This is a genomic window from Plantactinospora sp. BC1, assembly GCF_003030345.1.
Taxonomy (GTDB): domain Bacteria; phylum Actinomycetota; class Actinomycetes; order Mycobacteriales; family Micromonosporaceae; genus Plantactinospora.
The window spans coordinates 5,255,253-5,272,101 of sequence record NZ_CP028158.1 but is presented as its reverse complement, the minus strand read 5'-3'; the positions used below and the strand labels follow the sequence as shown (position 1 = coordinate 5,272,101).

Below are 16,849 nucleotides of genomic sequence, written 5' to 3'. Positions count from 1 at the left end.
CGGCCCCGGACGGACGCCCCTCTCGACCGGACGCCCCCTCTCGACCGGTACCGGTCAGCTGGCCGGACCGACCAGCTTCCAGGGCTCGTGGTCCGGGCCGGACCCGGTGCCGGGCGCGTTGCCCTGGGTCCACCACTTGGCCCGCCAGACGTTGCCGTTGTACTTCACGGTGACGTTCTCCACCGACTGCGTCGCCGGGTCGTACACCCTGGCCGCGTCCCAGGCCGGTGCCGAGCAGCCGCCGGCCGGCGGGTTCACCCTTCCGGCCCCCCGGTTGTGCTCGGTCACCGGGGCGTACGTCGTGGCACCGAGCTTGACCGTGGTGTTCACCGGTCCGGTGGCCGGAATGTAGTAGACGATCGGCACGTCCAGGCTCTTGCCGGCCGGGATGATCTGGCAGTAGTCCAGCGCCAGGCTCACCCGGTGGAAGTCACCGGCGAGTCCGGTCCGGGCGTTCGGCCCGGTGTGCCCGGCCTGGACCTTCCACCGGCCGCCCTGCTCGCCGGTCTGCCAGTCGCCGTCCTTGATCAGCGCGGGCGTGGAGGTCGGCAGGTCGAAGGAAACGACGTTCTCCTTGCCACCACCGATCGTCACCCCGGTGTTGTTGGTGATCCGGACCGTCGGCGTCAACGGCCAGAGTTTCGCCGTCTCGGTCGGGTACTGCACGAGGTCGACGGTGACGTCGATCGCCGAGCCGGGGCGCTGCGCGGAGCTGCCGGCGCCGCGGCTGTTGTCGTACGCGTCGAAATCCTGCAGCCGTTCGTGCAGCCGGTTGGTCAGGGTGTAGCCCATCACGCACGGGTTCCTGGCGCTGGTGTCAGCCTCGTCCGGGCAGTCGTAGTCGCCGGAGAGTTCCCACATCATCACGCCGCCCGCGCCGCTGCGGTCGACGTAGTCGATGATCTGGTCGAGACCCTGCATGTCCTGGATGGACAGGAAGGTGCGCTTCTCCGAGTTCCACAGCCAGGCGGTGCGGGTCACCTCGTCCCAGTGCCGGTCGTAGGTGCCGGTACGCCGGTCGTCGGGGTCGGTCTCCGGGCTCAGACCGACCGCCCTGGTGTAGCGGGGCGTGACGTCGCGCTCCAGGTTCTTGGCGTGCCACATCGGGTTGACCCCCGCGCCGACCTCCTCGCCCTCGGCGGAGAGGTCGTGCCAGATGTTGTCGACCCCGACCGCGCCGTTGCCGCAGGGCCGGACCAGGCCGGTCCCGGGTTGGCAGTCCGCACCGACCGACTTCCCCCACATGCCGTTCTCGCCGCCGGTGACGTCGCGCCAGCCCCGGGTGTAGTACGGAATCCCGATGTTGATCCGTCCGGCCTGCATCGCGCCGCGAAGGTAGTGGAACGCCCAGTCGGTGTTGAAGTAGCCGATCTTCTGGTACTCCGGGGTGTTGTACAGCTCGGCCAGCTCCGGGTCCTTGCCGTCGTCGTAGAGCGCGGCGTTCGGGCCGACCACGTCGTTCCACGACCCGTGATAGTCGTAGGCCATCAGGTTGGTGTAGTCCTGGTAGCGCAGCGCCTTGTGGTTCTCCATGCCACGCACCAGGTAGCCGGAGGCCGACGAGGCGGAGGTCAGCAGGTAGTACTCGCCGTCCGCCGCCGCGGCCCGGTCCAGCCGCTCCCGCAGCGTCCTCATCAGCGCGGTGTACGCCGCCGGCAGTCCCTTCCGGCGCGGTTGGGCGACGGCCCAGTCGTTCGGGTTCCCGGTGTCGTCCAGCACGGTCGGATACTCGAAGTCGATGTCGACCCCGTCGAAGTCGTACCGGCGGAGGAAGTCGACCACCGAGTCCGCGAACGTGTTGATTCCGGCCTGGTTGGTGGTGCCGTCGGCGTTAGTGGTCATCGGGTAGAAGCCGCGGCTCTCCGCCCAGCCACCCACCGAGATCAGCGTCTTCACCCGGGGATGCAGGTCCTTGTACGTGCTCAGCAGGTTGAAGTGGCCCCGGTACGGCAGGCTCTCGTCCATCTCGGTACCGGGCCCGTCCCAGGTCATCCCGGTGGCCGGGTTGTCCGGACCGTCCGCACCGACCGAGATCCGGTTCCCCTCGATCCAGGCGAAGGCGTAGTTGATGTGGGTCAGCCTGGACCACGGTATGTTGTTGGCCAGATAGCGCGGTTTGCCGTCGGCACCGGTACGGGTGCCGTTGAAGTAGCCGATCACCCGCCGTTCGCGGCCCTGGCCGAGCCACTCTCGGCCGTCACCCTGGTAGACGTCGCAGTACGGGGTGTTGGTGCCGGCGGTCGGGGTCATCCCGTCCGGGCGGCACTGCGCGTGGTCGCCGGGCACCGCCGGCCGGCTGCCGCCGTCGTCCCCGCCGAGGTGCAGCTCCGTCGGGGCGCCGGCACCGAGGTTGGGAAAGACCGACGAGCCGGTCGGATTCCTGCTGACGATCTCGTCGATCAGGCCGCCGCCGGGGAAGTCCATCATCACGATGCCGAGCCGGTCCATCGTGGACCGCCCGCCGAAGTTGCCGGACCGGCCGGGATAGAACTCCGGGCAGCGGTCTTCGCTGCCGTGCAGGCACTGGAGCAGGAACTGGTTGACTCCGGTAGCGGTCGGGGTGCCACCGGCGATGGTGGTGGGATGGGCCGAGGTGCCACCCGTGCCGCTGGTGAAGTTCAGGTACAGCGAGCCGGGCTCGTGGTTGTGGCTGCTCTGCTCGCCCCGGTTGGCGTCCCACACTCCGTTGGTCTTCCGGAGATGAGCCCGGACGGTCTCCCACTTGTCGTTGATGTCGGTGATCGTGGGAACGTTGTACTGGTCCTGGACGTACTTGTTGTCGTCGAAGGAGCCGCCGGCCGGGTAGAGCTGGCCGATCCCGTAGCCGTCGTAGATGCCACCGTGCGGTCCGCGGAACCCGAGCAGGACGATCTTTCCGCGTACGTCGCCGAGGGTCGGCGTCGTCGCCTTCCGGCTTTCGTGGACCGAATCCGCCCAGAACAGGTCCCGCCAGGACTTGCCCTGACGCGTTTCCTCACCGTCGCCGGTGTAGTAGTGCCCGGTGAGATACGAGTCGAAGACGTTCCTCCGCCATAGGGTGCTGCCGTACCCGTCAGCGTCGGAGCACTGTGTCGTGCCCGAGCCCGTGCACTCCGCCTTCAGGTTCAGCAGGATCGTCTCGTCGGGGTTGGCGTCGAGGAAGGTCTCGATCTTCGTCAGTACGTCGGTGAAGTTGGCGTACTGGTAGTAGACGCCATGATGGACGGTGAAGGCCAGGCCGGCGTCGCCCTTGTCCACCCGGACCCGGATGTCGATCGACCGGATCCCCGCCTCCAGTTGGACGGCCAGCGTTTCCGCGCTGTAGCCGAGGCGCTCCTGCGTCTGGGTGACGCTGGTGGAGATGAACTCGCAGTCGTCGCCGTTCCCGCTTGCCGAATGGCCGCAGAGCGCGAGGGTGTCGTGGGTGCCGGGGACCGACAGGTCGGCCAGGCTGGCGTCGTCCGGTACCCGGGACATCCAGTTCCGGTTGGCCTCCGACGCGGATTCGATGTCGTTGTAGTAGCCGTTGGCGTATGCCGGGGCGGTCGGTGTCAACACGACCGCTGCGGTCGCGACCAGGGTCAGGACCAGGAACGGGACAGACAGCCTCCGAGCCGATCTGCGCCTCCCCGAGGATATTGGTGGGCCGGTTCGAGGATGTGCCTGCAAGGTGCGCCTCCGTGCGTGAGCGTTCGCGCCCGGCGCGCTGCCGGGCGGTCGTGCTCGAAGTGTCGATGCACCGGAGGTGCCGAGACATCTGTCAGATGACGACGGTCTGCGGGCGCGTACGTCGACCCGCCCCCGGACCCGTCACCTCGACCGCTCGTGCCCGCCGTGGCACGTACGAGCGCTGCGGTCGCCGCTGGGCTCGACTGACTCAGGGGGTCGCGACCCGGCCGAGTGCCGCCTCGACGATCCGGACCGCCTCGGCGGGATCGATACCAATCCTGGTGATGACCGCCGCGTAGTCGTGGGCGGCGCGGCGGGCCTGTTCGAGGGTCTGCTCGCCGGCCGCCGAGACGAACGAACCGGCCCGGCCACGGGTTTCGATCAGCCCGGCCTCTTCCAACTCCCGGTAGGCCCGACCGACGGTGTTCACGGCGAGGCTGAGATCGGCCGCGAGCCGCCGGATCGTCGGCAGTCTCGTACCGACGGCGAGCGTGCGATCCTGGATCTGCCTCGCGAGCTGGGCCCGGAGCTGTTCGTACGGCGGAGTCGGCGAGCCCGCGTCGATGACGATCATCCGGTGACCATGGCACGCCGGGCCGCCGTCCCGACACCCGTGCTCCGGAAGTGGATCAGGCAGTACGCGATGGCGCCCACCACCACGAGTCCGATCGAGGCGACGTTCCACCAGCCGAACGATTCTCCGTACAGGAAAATGGCCGGCAGCGTCCAGACCAGGCTGGGCGTGACGAGGGCGCGGGCGTCCTCGACCCGCATGATGACGTCGGCGGTGAGCGATGCCTCGTCGTCGGCCACGGCCGGGCTCGCCAGCACGTTGCGCAGTTGCAACACGATGCCGACGGCGGCGCCGGTGAGACCGATCAGGACGACGGTCGCCCCGCGCCGCAGGCCAGGATCGGGAACCGCCAGCACGCTCACCGCGAGCAGTAGGGCGGCGGTGAAGCTGGCGACCGTGAAGACGGCGTACGACCGACCCAGCACCGCCGACCAGCCGAGCTGGACCGGGTGGGCGACCCGCCGGGCCAGTCGCGCGCCGGCCCGCCGGTCGACGTGCCGCACCCACCAGCCGAGCAGCCACTGCGCCACCAGCAAGCCGACCACCAACGCCACCAGCACCAGCGTCGGCAGCCAGGAGGAGGTGACGTCGCTCGGCAGCGCCGACACGTGGGTGAGTGCCGCGCCGACGATGAACGCGGCCAGTAGCAGGCTGTCGGCGACCCTGACCCGCCGCCGCACCGCCAGCCGCGCCGCAAGCAGCGGGGTCGGCTCGACGTCGGCCAGGCCGTGCCGCTCCAACCACACGCCGGCCAGCCACCGCTGCGGATCCGTCTGCTCTGGCTGTCGCATGCCCCACCTCCGTACGTCGCAAGTCTTGTCTCAGAAGCTTGAGTCAAAGAGTGCGACAATGTCAAGCCTGGGGTGGGCGCTAGCTGCCTGCCATGCCGGCTCGCAGGACAGCGCAGCGGTGGCGTCGGACGCATCGAGGGGTCCTGGCCGAATTGACGGAGCCCAGCAGCAGGCCCCTTACGGAAGGAGATCGGCGTGACAGTGCCGGAAGCGGCGACGACAGACGCACCGGCGGGTGCGGAAGCTGCGGCGTGGGCTGCGGAACGGGTCTGCGGCGAACTGCGCGAGGCGTACCTGATAGTCGCGGCGGCGGCCGTGCTGCTCGACCGGGCCGGAGAGGGCTCGGTGCATCCGGAGCTGCGCCAGGCGCGCCGCTGCGGCGCGGAGGCCCTCAGTCTGGCCAGTACGTCGAGCGACTGCTCGGCAGCGCGTTGACGCAGCTCCCGGGCGAGATCGGCGGCGGCGGTGACGTGGCGAGCATCGGCCGGGTCGGCTCGCCGAACGTGTCGCGTACCCGATTTGCCGAGGCCGCCGAACGCCTCGCCGGTCTCCCCGGGCGGCTCCAGGACGATCGGGGCCCGTGGTGAGACCGCCAAGGCTCGCTCAGCGGGGCGCAGCCACGCCACACGATGCGGGAATAAGCGGCGGTGCGTTTCCCGGTGACGGTCTCCGGCCGACCAGGACTACCGGCAATGCCTGGCGTTGCTATCGTGCCTGACATGAGCCCGGGGCGACCGCAGCCTAACGTATGGCGACGAGCCTCCAGGCCAGGACAGGGCCCGCGCGAGAGGTATCAGCAAGAGGTCGCGGCACTGCGAGAGAGTTCCTTCCGGTTGTTCCGTAACGCCCTCGCGAACGCAGCGATCTTCTTCGCCGTTGTCTCCGGATTCTTGATCTTTTCGGGCGACGTCACGCCTACGACGCTGATTCCGATGGCGTTGAGTGTCGTCGGTGGCGCCTTCGGCGTCTCCACCTACCTGGTCGGCAACCAACCCGTGCTCGGCCGTCGCCTGCTCGTCGCCGCGCTCGTCTCCGCCGCGCTCGGGCTGGCCGGCATGATCTTGATGAGAGTGGTGATCGAAGCCTGACCCTCACCGTCGAAGCCGCAGGACTGAACAGGTAAGCCCGGGGGATCCTGCGGGCTCGGGACGATGTCAGGCGATCTGTTGGTACCCCGGTCGGTATGCCCGATGCTGGCACCCTTGGCGAGCTGCACAACTTGGCCAAGGACGGGTACGAAAACCCGGCACACGTCGTCGACGGCACCCTGAACCGGCTCATGTGCCTGCTGGACATCTCGGCGCCCGAACTGGACCGGGCCGCCACCTACTACCGGCGCACCCACCGGCCGACGGCCGGTTCGATCCGGGGCCAACCTCGATGTCGCCATCGTCGTGGCCGACCCGGCCGCCGCAGTGCCCGCCTCCGCCTCCAGCCGAGCAGGCAAGGTAGGCCGTGACCGATCTGGTTCGCTATGGTTGTCGGCATGCATTCCAGCATCGCCGCGATGAGGCCCTGGTCCCGCCGCTGACGGCGGCAGGGTTGACGCGACTGTGAGCTAGCTCTGTTCCGCCGTCCTGGCGTTCCTGCCGGGCGGCGTCTTCGTGCTGCCCGGCTCCACGACGAGCCGAAGAGCAGACAGTGAACAATCTTGACCTGCACTCATCATCAGATTCGACCATCCCGTCCGATTTCGCCTGGGGTGGCCGGTTGCCGGCCGGTGACCGGGCGCACATCCGCACCGACGGCGTACGGGTCGTACTCGGCGGACGGGTCGTACTCTCCGACGTGAGCGTGACCGTCTCCGCCCGCTCCCGTCTCGCCATCGTCGGCGAGAACGGGCGGGGCAAGACGACGTTGCTGCACGTGCTGACCGGGATGATCTCGCCCGACCAGGGCACGGTGGAGCGGATCGGCACGATCGGTGTCGCCCGGCAGTCGCTGGAGGCGCGCGACGGGGAGACGGTCGGCACCCTCGTGCTCGGCGCCATGCGGGAGTCCCAGCGCGCCCTGCGGGCCCTGGACGACGCGGCGACGGCGCTGGCCGAGGGGAGGGAGGGCGCCGACTCGGCGTACGCCGCCGCACTCGACGCGGCCACCCGGCTGGATGCCTGGGACGCGGAGCGGCGCGTCGACGTGGCGTTGGCCGGGCTCGACGCCTGCACCGACCGGGACCGCCCGCTGTCGACGCTCTCGGTCGGGCAGCGCTACCGGGTACGCCTGGCCTGCCTGCTGGGGGCGCGGTACGACCTGCTGTTGCTGGACGAGCCGACCAACCATCTCGACGCCGACAGTCTGGCGTTTCTCACCGTACGGCTGCGCCAGCATCCGGGCGGGGTGGTGGTGGTCACGCACGACCGTGCCCTGCTCGACGACGTGGCCGTGGAGTTCCTGGACCTCGACCCGAGCGACGACGGCCGACCGAGGCTCTTCGCCGGCGGCTACCCAGGTTGGCAGCAGGGGCGTCGGCGCGAGCGCGAGCGCTGGGAGCGGGACTACGAGGCTCAACGGGCCGAACACCAGCGACTGGCCGACGCGGTGAGCGAGGCGCGGCAGCGCCTCAGTACCGGCTGGCGTCCGGAGAAGGGGCACGGCAAACACCAGCGCCAGTCTCGGGCCCCGGGAGTCGTCCAGGCGCTCCGGCGTCGGCAGGAGGACCTGGACGCCCACCAGCTCACCGTGCCCGAGCCGCCGCTGCGCCTGCGTTGGCCTGACCTTCCCACCCGCCCCGGGACGCCGCTGCTGCGCTGTCACGACGTCACCGTGGCCGGGCGGCTGCGCCAGGGTGTCACGCTCACCCTGGACGGCGGGGACCGGCTGCTGGTGACCGGGCCGAACGGGGCGGGCAAGTCGACACTGCTCGCGGTACTGGCCAAGGCTCTCGAACCGTCGTCCGGCGAGGTCCGCCACCTCGCGCGGGCCCGGGTGGCGTACCTCGGGCAGGAGGTGCCGGCCTGGCCGCCGAACGCGCTCGCCCACGAGCTGTACGACCAGCACGTCGGCCAACTCCGGTCCCGGGGACAACTGCCCGACCGGGATCACCTGGCGCTGACCGCGACCAACCTGCTCGACCGGGCGGCCCTGCGTACCCCGGTCGGCCGGATGTCCCAGGGCCAGCAACGCCGGTTGAACCTCGCGCTGCGGCTCGCCGGGCGACCCGATCTGCTGATCCTCGACGAACCCACCAACCACCTGTCGGCGCCCCTGGTCGACGAGCTGACCGCCGCCCTGCTGGAGACCCCGGCCGCCGTCGTCGTCGCCACCCACGACCGTCGGATGCTGCACGACCTCGCGGCCTGGCCGACGCTGCCACTCGGCACCAACACCAGCGAACCGTCGTGACCCGCCCCGACCCGACCCGCCCCGGCCGGGACGCCCCGGCCGGGACGCCCGCGCCCCGACCCCGATCGCTGACCGGCACGTTCAATCGACCTCCAGTTGCCCTCCAGTCCGGACTGCGAGCCTGGCCCGCACACGTACCTCGGACACGGAGGAAGCATGAAGCGGATTGGCAGGGTACGGAGAACGTCGTCGGCAACGGGAGCGGTGGCGGCCGCCCCGACGCGGACGGGTCGGGCGTTCGAGGGGGACGCCCGGGTCAACGCGGCCGGCACGAGCCACCGGGCCGGACCGGAACCGGTGAGGTCACGCCGAGGTTGGCGAAGGAGCGGGGCGCCGGCCCTGGCTCTGGCCCTGGCTCTGGCGCTGGCCGGGGCGCTCGGGTACGCCGGGCCGGCGTACGCCGGTGTCTCCGGAGACGACGCCGCACCGGGTTTGCCGGCCCGGTCGGCGGTGGTCGCGCCCGGCGTCTCCGGGGTGGCACCGACCGCCGCCATCCGGCCCGCTGGCCGGCGTTCCGTGGCCTCCGCGGCGAGCGGCTCCGGCAGCGGGATCACCCTCGGAAAGCCGAAGGCCGGCCCTGCCCCGCGCATGGTCGCCGACGCCCAGGACGATCCTCCGACCTGCGTGCCGTACATCAGCCGGCAGGTGACCCTGAACGGCACCGCCCTGGCCCGGGTCGACTACCTGGCGGAGATCGTCTGCAATTTCTACCTCGCGGGTGCGGGCCAGGCGTACCTGATCGAGCGGACCAGCGGTGCCAGGTACAACGGCTCGGTCGTCGCCGCCGCCGCGCCCTTCGCCTTCTCCTCGTCCTACTACGGCTACAGCCTCGGGGCGGTACTGATCGACGGTCGCATCTACGACGGTGGTCGCCAGTTGGAGATCGGCTTCGATCTGGCGCTCCAGACGTTGAACGGGACACCGTGGGGCGGGTGCTTCGCGTTGCCGGCCGGGCAGCGTTATCTGTCTCCGTGCTACGGCCTGGGTACCCCCACCCTGTCGGTCTCGCTGGGGTCGGGAGTGTTCAGTACGGGTCTGCCGGCGTACAACCCGGCGGCGGCGATCCGGGACATCCCGGCGATCGACCTGCTCACCTTCCACGTGGGCGGGCAGTCCGATCCGGCATCGACGGCGCGGCAGAACATCGTGGACACCGCGGCCGGGTTGCCGGCCAGTACCAGCGACTTCAGCCATGTCGGCCGGACCAGTGTGAACCTCGACCTCGACATGCTGCGGGGGATACTCAGCCTGCATCTGTCGAACGGTTTCAACTTCCGGGTGACCGCGATCGCGGGTAGCCGGCACGGCGCGAACTCCCGGCACTACGCCGGCAAGGCGTTCGACGTCGACACGATCAACGGCACCCGGGTCACCAGCACCAACCCGTTCAACCAGGCGTTCAAGGACGCGTGCCGCGCCTATGGCGCCACCGAGGTGCTGGGGCCGGGGGACGACGCGGACCACGCCACGCACATCCACTGCGCCTGGCCCCGCTGACGGCTACGCCAGGGCAGGACACCCGCCATCGGGCGGACCGGTGCGGAGGACCCTCGTGGTCCTCCGCACCACCGGGTGGACGGCTCCCCGCCGGCCACCGGGCTGCCGACGTCGGCCTGTTGACCCGCCGCCCCGTCGGCCTGGCGCGTCGTCGCCTCGTCGCCGCGGTCCTGCCCGGCGATCGCGCTACGGCTTGCGTCCGACGGCGCAGTACTGGTCGATGATGTGGGTCGGGGTGTCGGGATCCGGCCTCCACTCGTTCACCGACACCACGCCGGGCTCGACCAGTTCGAGGCCCTCGAAGAGGCGGGCGATCCGTTCGGGGCTCCGCAGGTGGTATCTCGGGTTCGCCGAGATGTTCCAGATCCGTACGGCCTCGGTGTTCGCCTCGCTGGTGTCGCTGCCGTCGTACATCGCGAGGTAGCTGCCGGAGGGCAGCGCAGCCATGATGCCGTCGATTATCGACTTCGCTTCGTCGTCGCTCTCGACGTGCCCGAGGATCCCCATCAGGAACAGCGCCACCGGCTTGGTCAGGTCGAGGGTCCTGGCCGCCTCGCGCAGAATCGTCCCGGTGTCCCGCAGGTCGGCGTCGACGTAGTCGGTGGCGCCCTCCGGGCTGCTGGCGAGCAGGGCCCGGGCGTGCACGAGTACGAGGGCGTCGTTGTCGACGTAGACGATCCGGGCGTCCGGCGCGATCGACTGGGCGACCTGGTGGGTGTTGTCGGCGGTGGGCAGCCCGGTCCCGATGTCGAGGAACTGGCGCACGCCGGCCTCGGCGACGAGGTACCGCACCGCGCGGACCAGGTACGCCCGGGACAGCCGTGCGCTCTCGGCGAGTTGCGGAAGGGCCTGGATGATCTCGTCACCGACCGCGCGGTCGGCGGCGAAGTTGTCCTTGCCGCCCAACAGATAGTTCCAGATCCGGGCTGTCTGCGGGACGGTGGTGTCCATCTTGGAGATTGCCTGCTGCTCGCCGGTCGTGGCCGAAGTCTCTGTCACATCCGCAACTTTCGGGTGAGGGACGACGCTGTCGGATCGGCACCAGGATAGCCGGGGAGATCGACCGGGCAGAGACGGCCGGACCCGCCCCGTGCGGCATCTCCTGCCGCACGGGGCGGATCCTGGCTCCGGATCAGCGGTCGGTACCGGTCACGAACCCGTACCCGTGGTGGTGCCCGGCAGCCGGAAGGAGTAGAAGGTGGTGCTGGCGGCGCCGAGCCGCTGGTACCCGTTGCCCCAGTAGAGCCTGCCGTCGACGATGGCCGGGCCGGCGTTCGACGCCCCCGCGCCCTGGTACTCCCAGAGCACCTCGCCGTCGTCGGCGTCGAGGGCGTACATGTAGCCGTTCAGCGAGCCGTAGTAGACGACGCCGTTCGCCGTCGTCGCCGGGCCGACCGCCAGGCCGCCGTGTGGTTCCGGTACCTGCCAGAGGATCTCCCCGGTCGCCACGTCCAGCGCGCCGAACGAGCTGTAGTCGATGGTCTGCCCGTCGGGCAGCTGGTACGGCTCCCGGTCGTAGTTGGTCTCCGCGAAGAAGATCCGCTTGCCGTCGTTGGCGGTGCCCCACTCGATGCCGCCGAGCACCGAACCCGGGCCGACCGAGGCGCTCCAGATGATCTCCCCGGTCAGCGCGTCGAGCATCCAGAACTCGCCGCTCTTCTGCCCGGCCCCCACCGCCTTGCGGGGTCGCCCGTTCGGGCCGGGGATGGTGAAGAGGTGGGTGCCGTCGCTGGTGTCGTGGTCCGGGCCCGGGTTGGGGCAGTTGTTCGGCGGGAACCCGGGTATGCAGGCGAGATTCCATTCGTCGAACCGGGGTGGTCCGGTCGACCACTTGATCTTCCCCGTCGCCATGTCCATCGCGACGATCGAGTCCTTGGCGTTCCAGGCCGGCAGGCACTCCTGCGGCGTGCCGCCGGCTTCCTGGCACTCCCGCGCCGAGGCCGGGATCGAGTAGTTCTGCCCGGTGCCGACGTAGACGGTGCGGCTCCTCGGGTCGATGGTCGGGGTGCTGCCCCAGACCGACGCGCCGCTGAAGACGTCGCCACCCGCGCCCTGGTCCGGCAGGGTGTGGCTCTTCCACCGGATCTTTCCGGTGGCCGCGTTGACCGCCACCAGGCTGCCCCGGAAGGTGCAGCAGTCGTAGGCCGGGTCACCGGCGTTGAGGAACTCCAGCGAGGAGACGCCCTGGTAGAGCACGCCCCGGTGGATGGCCGGCGACGAGGTGAGAATCGCGTCCGGGTGGGTGTCCATCGCGGTGTTCCAGCGCAGTTCGCCGGTCTCGGTGTCGATCGCCAGCAGTCGGGCGCCGGCCTGGGTGCCGAGGTAGACCGTGTCGCCGGCCACCACCGGGGCGGTCCGGGAGAAGGTGCCGGCGACCCCGGCGAGTTCGGCCACCGAACGGGACCAGATCACCTCGCCGGTCGCCGCGTCGACCTTCCAGAAGGTGCCGCCCCAGTCCGGGAAGTAGACGGCGCCGTCGACCACGGCGGGGGTGGCCGAGACGTCGCCGTCGGTGGTGACGCTCCAGGCGACCTCCAGGCCGCCGACCGTCGCGGGGGACAGTAGGCGCTCGTCCGGGTTCGACCGGGTGTTGCGGATGTCGTGGCCACCCATGGACCACTCTGCGCCGCCCCGGGCGCTCGCCGGTGGTGCGTGGATGACGGGTACGAGTGCCACCACGCACGCCACGGCCAGCGCGGACGCGGTGGTGATCCGCCGAACATCGCTCATCGTAGACCCCCTTACGACTGAGACATATCCATAAAGACATATCTCAATCGCGCGACCGGCTCAAGTCCGTCCGTGCGGCAAGGTGTCGTCGGGCAGCCATCCGGCGAGTACCGCCGGGTCGGCGACCGCGCGTTGCACCTGCTCCCGTTCCGGCCCGGTCAACGGGATCTCTCGCAGCCGGGCACCCCATCCGGGTACCCGGTCGGGCTCCTCCAGCGCGATCGAGAGTTCGATCAGCGCGGCCAGCGCCAGGGCCCGGTCGAGATCGGAGGCCGTCTCGCCGTGCCGGCGCAGCCCGGAGTTGAGGGCCCGGAACGCCGCCCGGTCGTCGGTCTTGAACTCGCGCAGGATCTGCGCGTTGTCGATGACCTTCGCCAGCCCGGCCAGCCGCTTCGAGCCGCCGTACTCCAGTTCCTCCGGCTCGTCGCGCCGGACGAAGACGATCGAGTTGCCGGACGGGTCCACGATGCTGAACCGGGACGCGCCGGGGCGGTAGCGGGTGATCCTCGGCAGCCCCTTGCCGAGCACCTTCCCGTACGTCTTCCGCATCGCCGCCACGAACGCCGCGTGGTAGGGCGCGACGGCCCCGACCTGCACCAGGCAGCCGCCGGTGTTCTCCAGCGTCGGGTCGAGCCCGGCCGACGCGGCACCGTAGTGCAGCTCGAACCCGCTCCAGCGAAACGCCAGATACAGGTACGGCTTGCGCTGGTTCCAGGTCACCTCGAAGCCGAGAGCCTGCCAGAACGCGAGCGTCTCGTCCGCGGAGACACAGGACAGCAGCGGCACCGTCGTCTCGTCCGGCACTATCCGCTCGTCACCAGTCGTCATCGATCTCTCGCCCCGTCCCGGCCGTAGGTCGGGCCATTGTGCCAGCGGGCCGGCACGATCCGCCTATGCCCGAGAGGAGGGGTGTTCCGCCGGGCCGACCGTGGCGATGTCGTAACCGTCCGGGTACGTCTTCGCCCGCAGCCCGCCGTCGAGGTACTGCCGCCGGCGCGGTGCCGCCCCGTACCGCAGGTATGCGGCGCGTCCGGCGAGTCCCCCGGTGAGTGCCGCCCGGGCCCACCACGGCGGCGGGGCGACCGAGAGGGCCGCCCGCAGCGGCGGGTCGAGCAGCGCGTCGGCGACCCGCCCACCGACCGACACCAGCGGCTTCGGCAGGTCGGCGAGCAGCCCCTTGGTGGCGGTGATGAGCTGCCGGGCGGCCGGAGTGGGTGCGAACCGCTCGGCCTCGAACGCGTCGTACCAGCGCGCGTAGCTCTCCAGGTCCGGCGGGATGGCGGTGATCCGCATCCGCCGGCCCAGTTCGGCGTAGAAGTGGTAGATCGCGGCGCGCTCGTGGCAGCAGAGCGGACGCCAGCCGTACCGGTCGATCCACCGGGTGCCGACGAAGACGAAGGTGCCGAGCACGTACAGGTAGTCGTCGTTGTCGATGGCGTACCGGCGGTGCAGCTGGTTGAGCCGTCGGGTGGCCGCCCGACCCAGCGGGTGGTCGAGGCCGTGCTCGATCAGGGTGTACATCAGGATGCCGGTGTCGTCGGCGCGGCGCTCGGTCCGGGTCGTGGTCTCACCGGTCGCGGCCAGCAGTTCGGCGATCGACGGCACGGCGAAGGTGCGCCAGAAGGCCAGCAGCAGCCCCATCCGGACGTCGAACGGGAACTCCCACAGCGCGGTGGTCCGATAGATCTGGTGGCAGTCCCGCGCCGGGTCGAGTGCGCGGATCTGGCGTAGCCGGTCGAACCGGCCGGGCCGGTGCAGCATCGGTGCCGTCAGCTCCTCACCGGCGTACCGGGGGAGGCGGGCGCGGCCGGGACCGGCGGCAGCCGGCGCAGGGCCGACGAGACGTGGCCGAGGAACTCCAGGTCACCGGCGAGGTCGTCGTCGTCCGGCTGTCCCGCCGGCCCGGGCCGGGTTCCCCGCCCCGCCGCGGCGGCCGGCGGCACCGCCTGCTGTTCCTGGTTGGCCGTGCGCAGCCGGGCCAGCGCGTCCCGGATCCGGATCGCCTCCCGGGTCGCGGCGGCGGTCCTGCCACCGCGACCATCCGGGGGAGTCCCGTCGGTCGGTGCTAGGTACGGCGCGAGCGCGAGCCGGCCGTCGCGGATCTCGATGACCCGCCGGTAGAGCGCGAAGTCGAGGTCACGCAGCATCCGCAGGTCGGCCCGGCGGGACGTGGGCGGGTCGAGGGCGATCTCCGGCATCGCCTGGTACATGGCGTGCCAGAGCGGGTAGAGCCGCAGATAGGTGCGGGCCCGGCCCAGCCTCTGCACGGCGGCGGAGAGGTTCGGTCCCCAGGACGGGATCGTGAAGCCGACCGTGATCACCAGCGCCCCGAGGCAGGCGCAGAGGGTACCGAGGTCGCTCAGGGTCGGCAGCGTCGTGCCGAGCCAGGCGGCGACGACGTACCCGCCCTTGCCCAGGCAGTAGCCGAGCGCGACGACCGACCCGGCCGCGACCAGCCGCAGGCCCCGGCGCAGCCACGGGCGGCCGTCGGTCCGGGCGACCCGGTTGGCGAACTGGAGGCTGCGCCAGGCGGCGACGCCGAGGCCGACGGCGAAGGCGGAGACGTAGACCAGCAGGAACGTGCCGCCGACCGGGCGGGGGCCGTAGACGTCGTCGAAGTCGCTCGGCGCCTCGACGGTGGCGCCGCTGTTGGCGAAGAGCACCGCCATCGCGACCAGCACCAGGCCGTAGAAGACGGCGAGCATCCTGGCCCGGGGCAGCGCCTCGGCCGGCGGCATGTGCCAGAGCATCAGCATGACCAGCGCGGTGACGCTGTATCCGACGATGCAGGAGTAGACCAGCAGCGAGGCGAGATTCGGTACCCCGAAGAAGCGGTTCACCGCCGTGTAGACGGCCGGCACGGCCATGGTGAAACCGGCCGCCGGCAGCGCGATGCAGAGGGTGAGCACCCAGAGGTTCAGGTTGCGGGGGTTGCGGACGAGTGCCGCCACCTTGTAGCCCACCGCGATCCACGCCACCGCCGCGCAGAACAGGAAAACGCCGCTCTTACCGTCCATCCGGCAACACCCTAGTGTTCCAGTGACTGGCCGAGCCGTTCGACCACCGGGTCGCTCGGGGCGCGCGGTGCCGGCGGGCGCCACAGCCCGGCCCGCTGTCCGAGCAGCGAGGCGAGGGTCTCGGCCTCCTGCTCCTCCTGGCTGCTGTAGTTGGTCCTGGCGAACATCGCCCGGACCACCCCCGGGTCGAGGTGCCGGAAGAGTTGCCGACTGCCCTGTACGTCGTCGAGCAGGTGCAGCCGGTGCTCCAGCAGCAGGTGGGCCAGCTCGTGCAGGGCGATGTGCACCCGCTGCACCCCGGTCGCGGCGGAGGTCACCACCAGGTAGTCGGCGGCGTCGGTCGAGACGCAGAGCCCGCACGGCGCCCCGGGCGGCAGGTCGAACGCGATCAGGTGGACCGGACGTCCCCGGTCGGCACCGAAGTCGCCGATGAACGTGTCGAGGTCGAAGGGGTCCGGTACCCGGATGCCGCGTGCCAGTTGCTCACAGCGCCGGCGTACCTGCCGTAGCGTCATGGGCCCACCGTTCCTCCGCGCGGCGTGCTGTCGCCAGATCGCGACCCGCATTCACGCGCCATCATCCGCGTCCGGCCTGCCCTGTTCAAGGACGCGGATCACCCCGAGCAACTCGGTCAGGGCATCGATGGCGGACTGTGCCTCCGGGATGACGGAGTTGCGCAGCGCGACGGTGCGGGCGCGTACCTGCTGCAATGCGGCGGCGAGGTCGAGTTCCTTGTCGACGTCGGCCGCCAGTCGGTCGCTGGTGAAGTATTCCACCGGTACGCCGAAGAACTTCGCCAGCGCCCGCAGGTGGCTGAGGTTCGGGTCGCGCTTCTTCCCGGTACGCAGCTGTCCGATGTAGGTGTGCGAGATGGACTCGCCCTGTGCGGTGATCGCGTCCGCCACCTCGCGCAGGCTGTACGCGCTGCCGTCGGGCTTGCGGATGCGGTCGAAGAGCCGGTCCAGCCGGTCGGCCAGCGGCCCCGGGCTGCGGAACTCTCCCGCCTCCTCAACCATCTGGCCTCCTCCGCAGCTGGGTCCAGTGGTTTACAGCATGCCATAGAGGTGTGCACGCATGTTGACGGGATCACGTGCCGTGTGCATATCATCGCTGCGGACGCGTGGTGGGCATCCCGAGCGGATGTGCTGGGACCCGCGTGCACGGGGAGGTGTCGTCGTTCAACGGGGGAGACGGGATCCGGTGCGCTGCCATGCCGGAGCCCGTCGTATGGACGGCATCCGCGGACCACT

General features: G+C 70.6%; 15 protein-coding genes. 5 read left to right on the top strand and 10 right to left on the bottom strand.

The window, feature by feature from the left end; translation table 11 throughout:
* Positions 1 to 54: 54 nt before the first annotated feature.
* The 3 genes from C6361_RS22995 to C6361_RS22985 form a co-directional block, all read right to left on the bottom strand.
* Positions 55 to 3,537, bottom strand: coding sequence for a phosphatidylinositol-specific phospholipase C domain-containing protein (locus C6361_RS22995; RefSeq protein ID WP_107268974.1), 3,483 nt, complete (start codon positions 3,535 to 3,537; stop codon positions 55 to 57).
* 319 nt (positions 3,538 to 3,856) lie between these two features.
* Positions 3,857 to 4,222, bottom strand: coding sequence for a GntR family transcriptional regulator (locus tag C6361_RS22990; protein ID WP_107262783.1), 366 nt, complete (start codon positions 4,220 to 4,222; stop codon positions 3,857 to 3,859).
* On the bottom strand, positions 4,219 to 5,013 hold the full coding sequence (locus C6361_RS22985; RefSeq protein WP_107268973.1) for a hypothetical protein: 795 nt from the start codon (positions 5,011 to 5,013) through the stop codon (positions 4,219 to 4,221). The genes C6361_RS22990 and C6361_RS22985 overlap by 4 nt, the downstream gene beginning before the upstream one ends.
* A 195-nt stretch (positions 5,014 to 5,208) precedes the next feature.
* Between C6361_RS22985 and C6361_RS37130 the strand changes: the two genes are divergently transcribed.
* The 5 genes from C6361_RS37130 to C6361_RS22975 all read left to right on the top strand — a co-directional run bounded on the left by C6361_RS37130 (position 5,209) and on the right by C6361_RS22975 (position 9,852).
* Positions 5,209 to 5,448, top strand: coding sequence for a hypothetical protein (locus tag C6361_RS37130; protein WP_159079437.1), 240 nt, complete (start codon positions 5,209 to 5,211; stop codon positions 5,446 to 5,448).
* Positions 5,445 to 5,600, top strand: coding sequence for a hypothetical protein (locus C6361_RS37125; protein WP_159079436.1), 156 nt, complete (start codon positions 5,445 to 5,447; stop codon positions 5,598 to 5,600). Before C6361_RS37130 ends, C6361_RS37125 begins: the two co-directional genes overlap by 4 nt.
* A 246-nt stretch (positions 5,601 to 5,846) precedes the next feature.
* Positions 5,847 to 6,101, top strand: a complete 255-nt coding sequence (locus tag C6361_RS37120; RefSeq protein WP_159079435.1) for a hypothetical protein — start codon at positions 5,847 to 5,849, stop codon at positions 6,099 to 6,101.
* Positions 6,102 to 6,654: 553 nt separating this feature from the next.
* Complete coding sequence (locus C6361_RS22980; protein WP_234358962.1) at positions 6,655 to 8,355, top strand: ABC-F family ATP-binding cassette domain-containing protein; 1,701 nt, start codon at positions 6,655 to 6,657, stop codon at positions 8,353 to 8,355.
* 297 nt (positions 8,356 to 8,652) lie between these two features.
* Positions 8,653 to 9,852 carry a hypothetical protein gene (locus tag C6361_RS22975; RefSeq protein ID WP_159079434.1) on the top strand — a complete coding sequence of 400 codons (1,200 nt, stop codon included), beginning with the start codon at positions 8,653 to 8,655 and terminating at the stop codon, positions 9,850 to 9,852.
* A gap of 186 nt (positions 9,853 to 10,038) precedes the next feature.
* Here the strand turns inward: C6361_RS22975 and C6361_RS22970 are convergent, their stop codons facing one another.
* The 7 genes from C6361_RS22970 to C6361_RS22940 form a co-directional block, all read right to left on the bottom strand.
* The gene (locus C6361_RS22970) at positions 10,039 to 10,851 is read right to left on the bottom strand and encodes an SAM-dependent methyltransferase (protein ID WP_304598501.1); all 813 of its coding nucleotides are present in this window, start codon (positions 10,849 to 10,851) and stop codon (positions 10,039 to 10,041) included.
* Positions 10,852 to 11,001: 150 nt separating this feature from the next.
* Complete coding sequence (locus C6361_RS22965; protein ID WP_107268970.1) at positions 11,002 to 12,582, bottom strand: PQQ-binding-like beta-propeller repeat protein; 1,581 nt, start codon at positions 12,580 to 12,582, stop codon at positions 11,002 to 11,004.
* Positions 12,583 to 12,642: 60 nt separating this feature from the next.
* A complete protein-coding gene (locus C6361_RS22960; protein WP_107268969.1) occupies positions 12,643 to 13,410 on the bottom strand; it encodes a glyoxalase in 768 nt (255 codons plus the stop codon).
* A 63-nt stretch (positions 13,411 to 13,473) separates the two neighbouring features.
* The gene (locus tag C6361_RS22955) at positions 13,474 to 14,343 is read right to left on the bottom strand and encodes an oxygenase MpaB family protein (RefSeq protein ID WP_107268968.1); all 870 of its coding nucleotides are present in this window, start codon (positions 14,341 to 14,343) and stop codon (positions 13,474 to 13,476) included.
* An 8-nt stretch (positions 14,344 to 14,351) separates the two neighbouring features.
* Positions 14,352 to 15,599 (bottom strand): MAB_1171c family putative transporter, encoded by a 1,248-nt coding sequence (locus tag C6361_RS22950; RefSeq protein WP_107268967.1) that lies wholly within the window; start codon positions 15,597 to 15,599, stop codon positions 14,352 to 14,354.
* An 11-nt stretch (positions 15,600 to 15,610) separates the two neighbouring features.
* Positions 15,611 to 16,114, bottom strand: a complete 504-nt coding sequence (locus C6361_RS22945) for a hypothetical protein (protein WP_159079433.1) — start codon at positions 16,112 to 16,114, stop codon at positions 15,611 to 15,613.
* A 51-nt stretch (positions 16,115 to 16,165) separates the two neighbouring features.
* The gene (locus C6361_RS22940; protein WP_107262766.1) at positions 16,166 to 16,615 is read right to left on the bottom strand and encodes a helix-turn-helix domain-containing protein; all 450 of its coding nucleotides are present in this window, start codon (positions 16,613 to 16,615) and stop codon (positions 16,166 to 16,168) included.
* Positions 16,616 to 16,849: the final 234 nt, after the last annotated feature.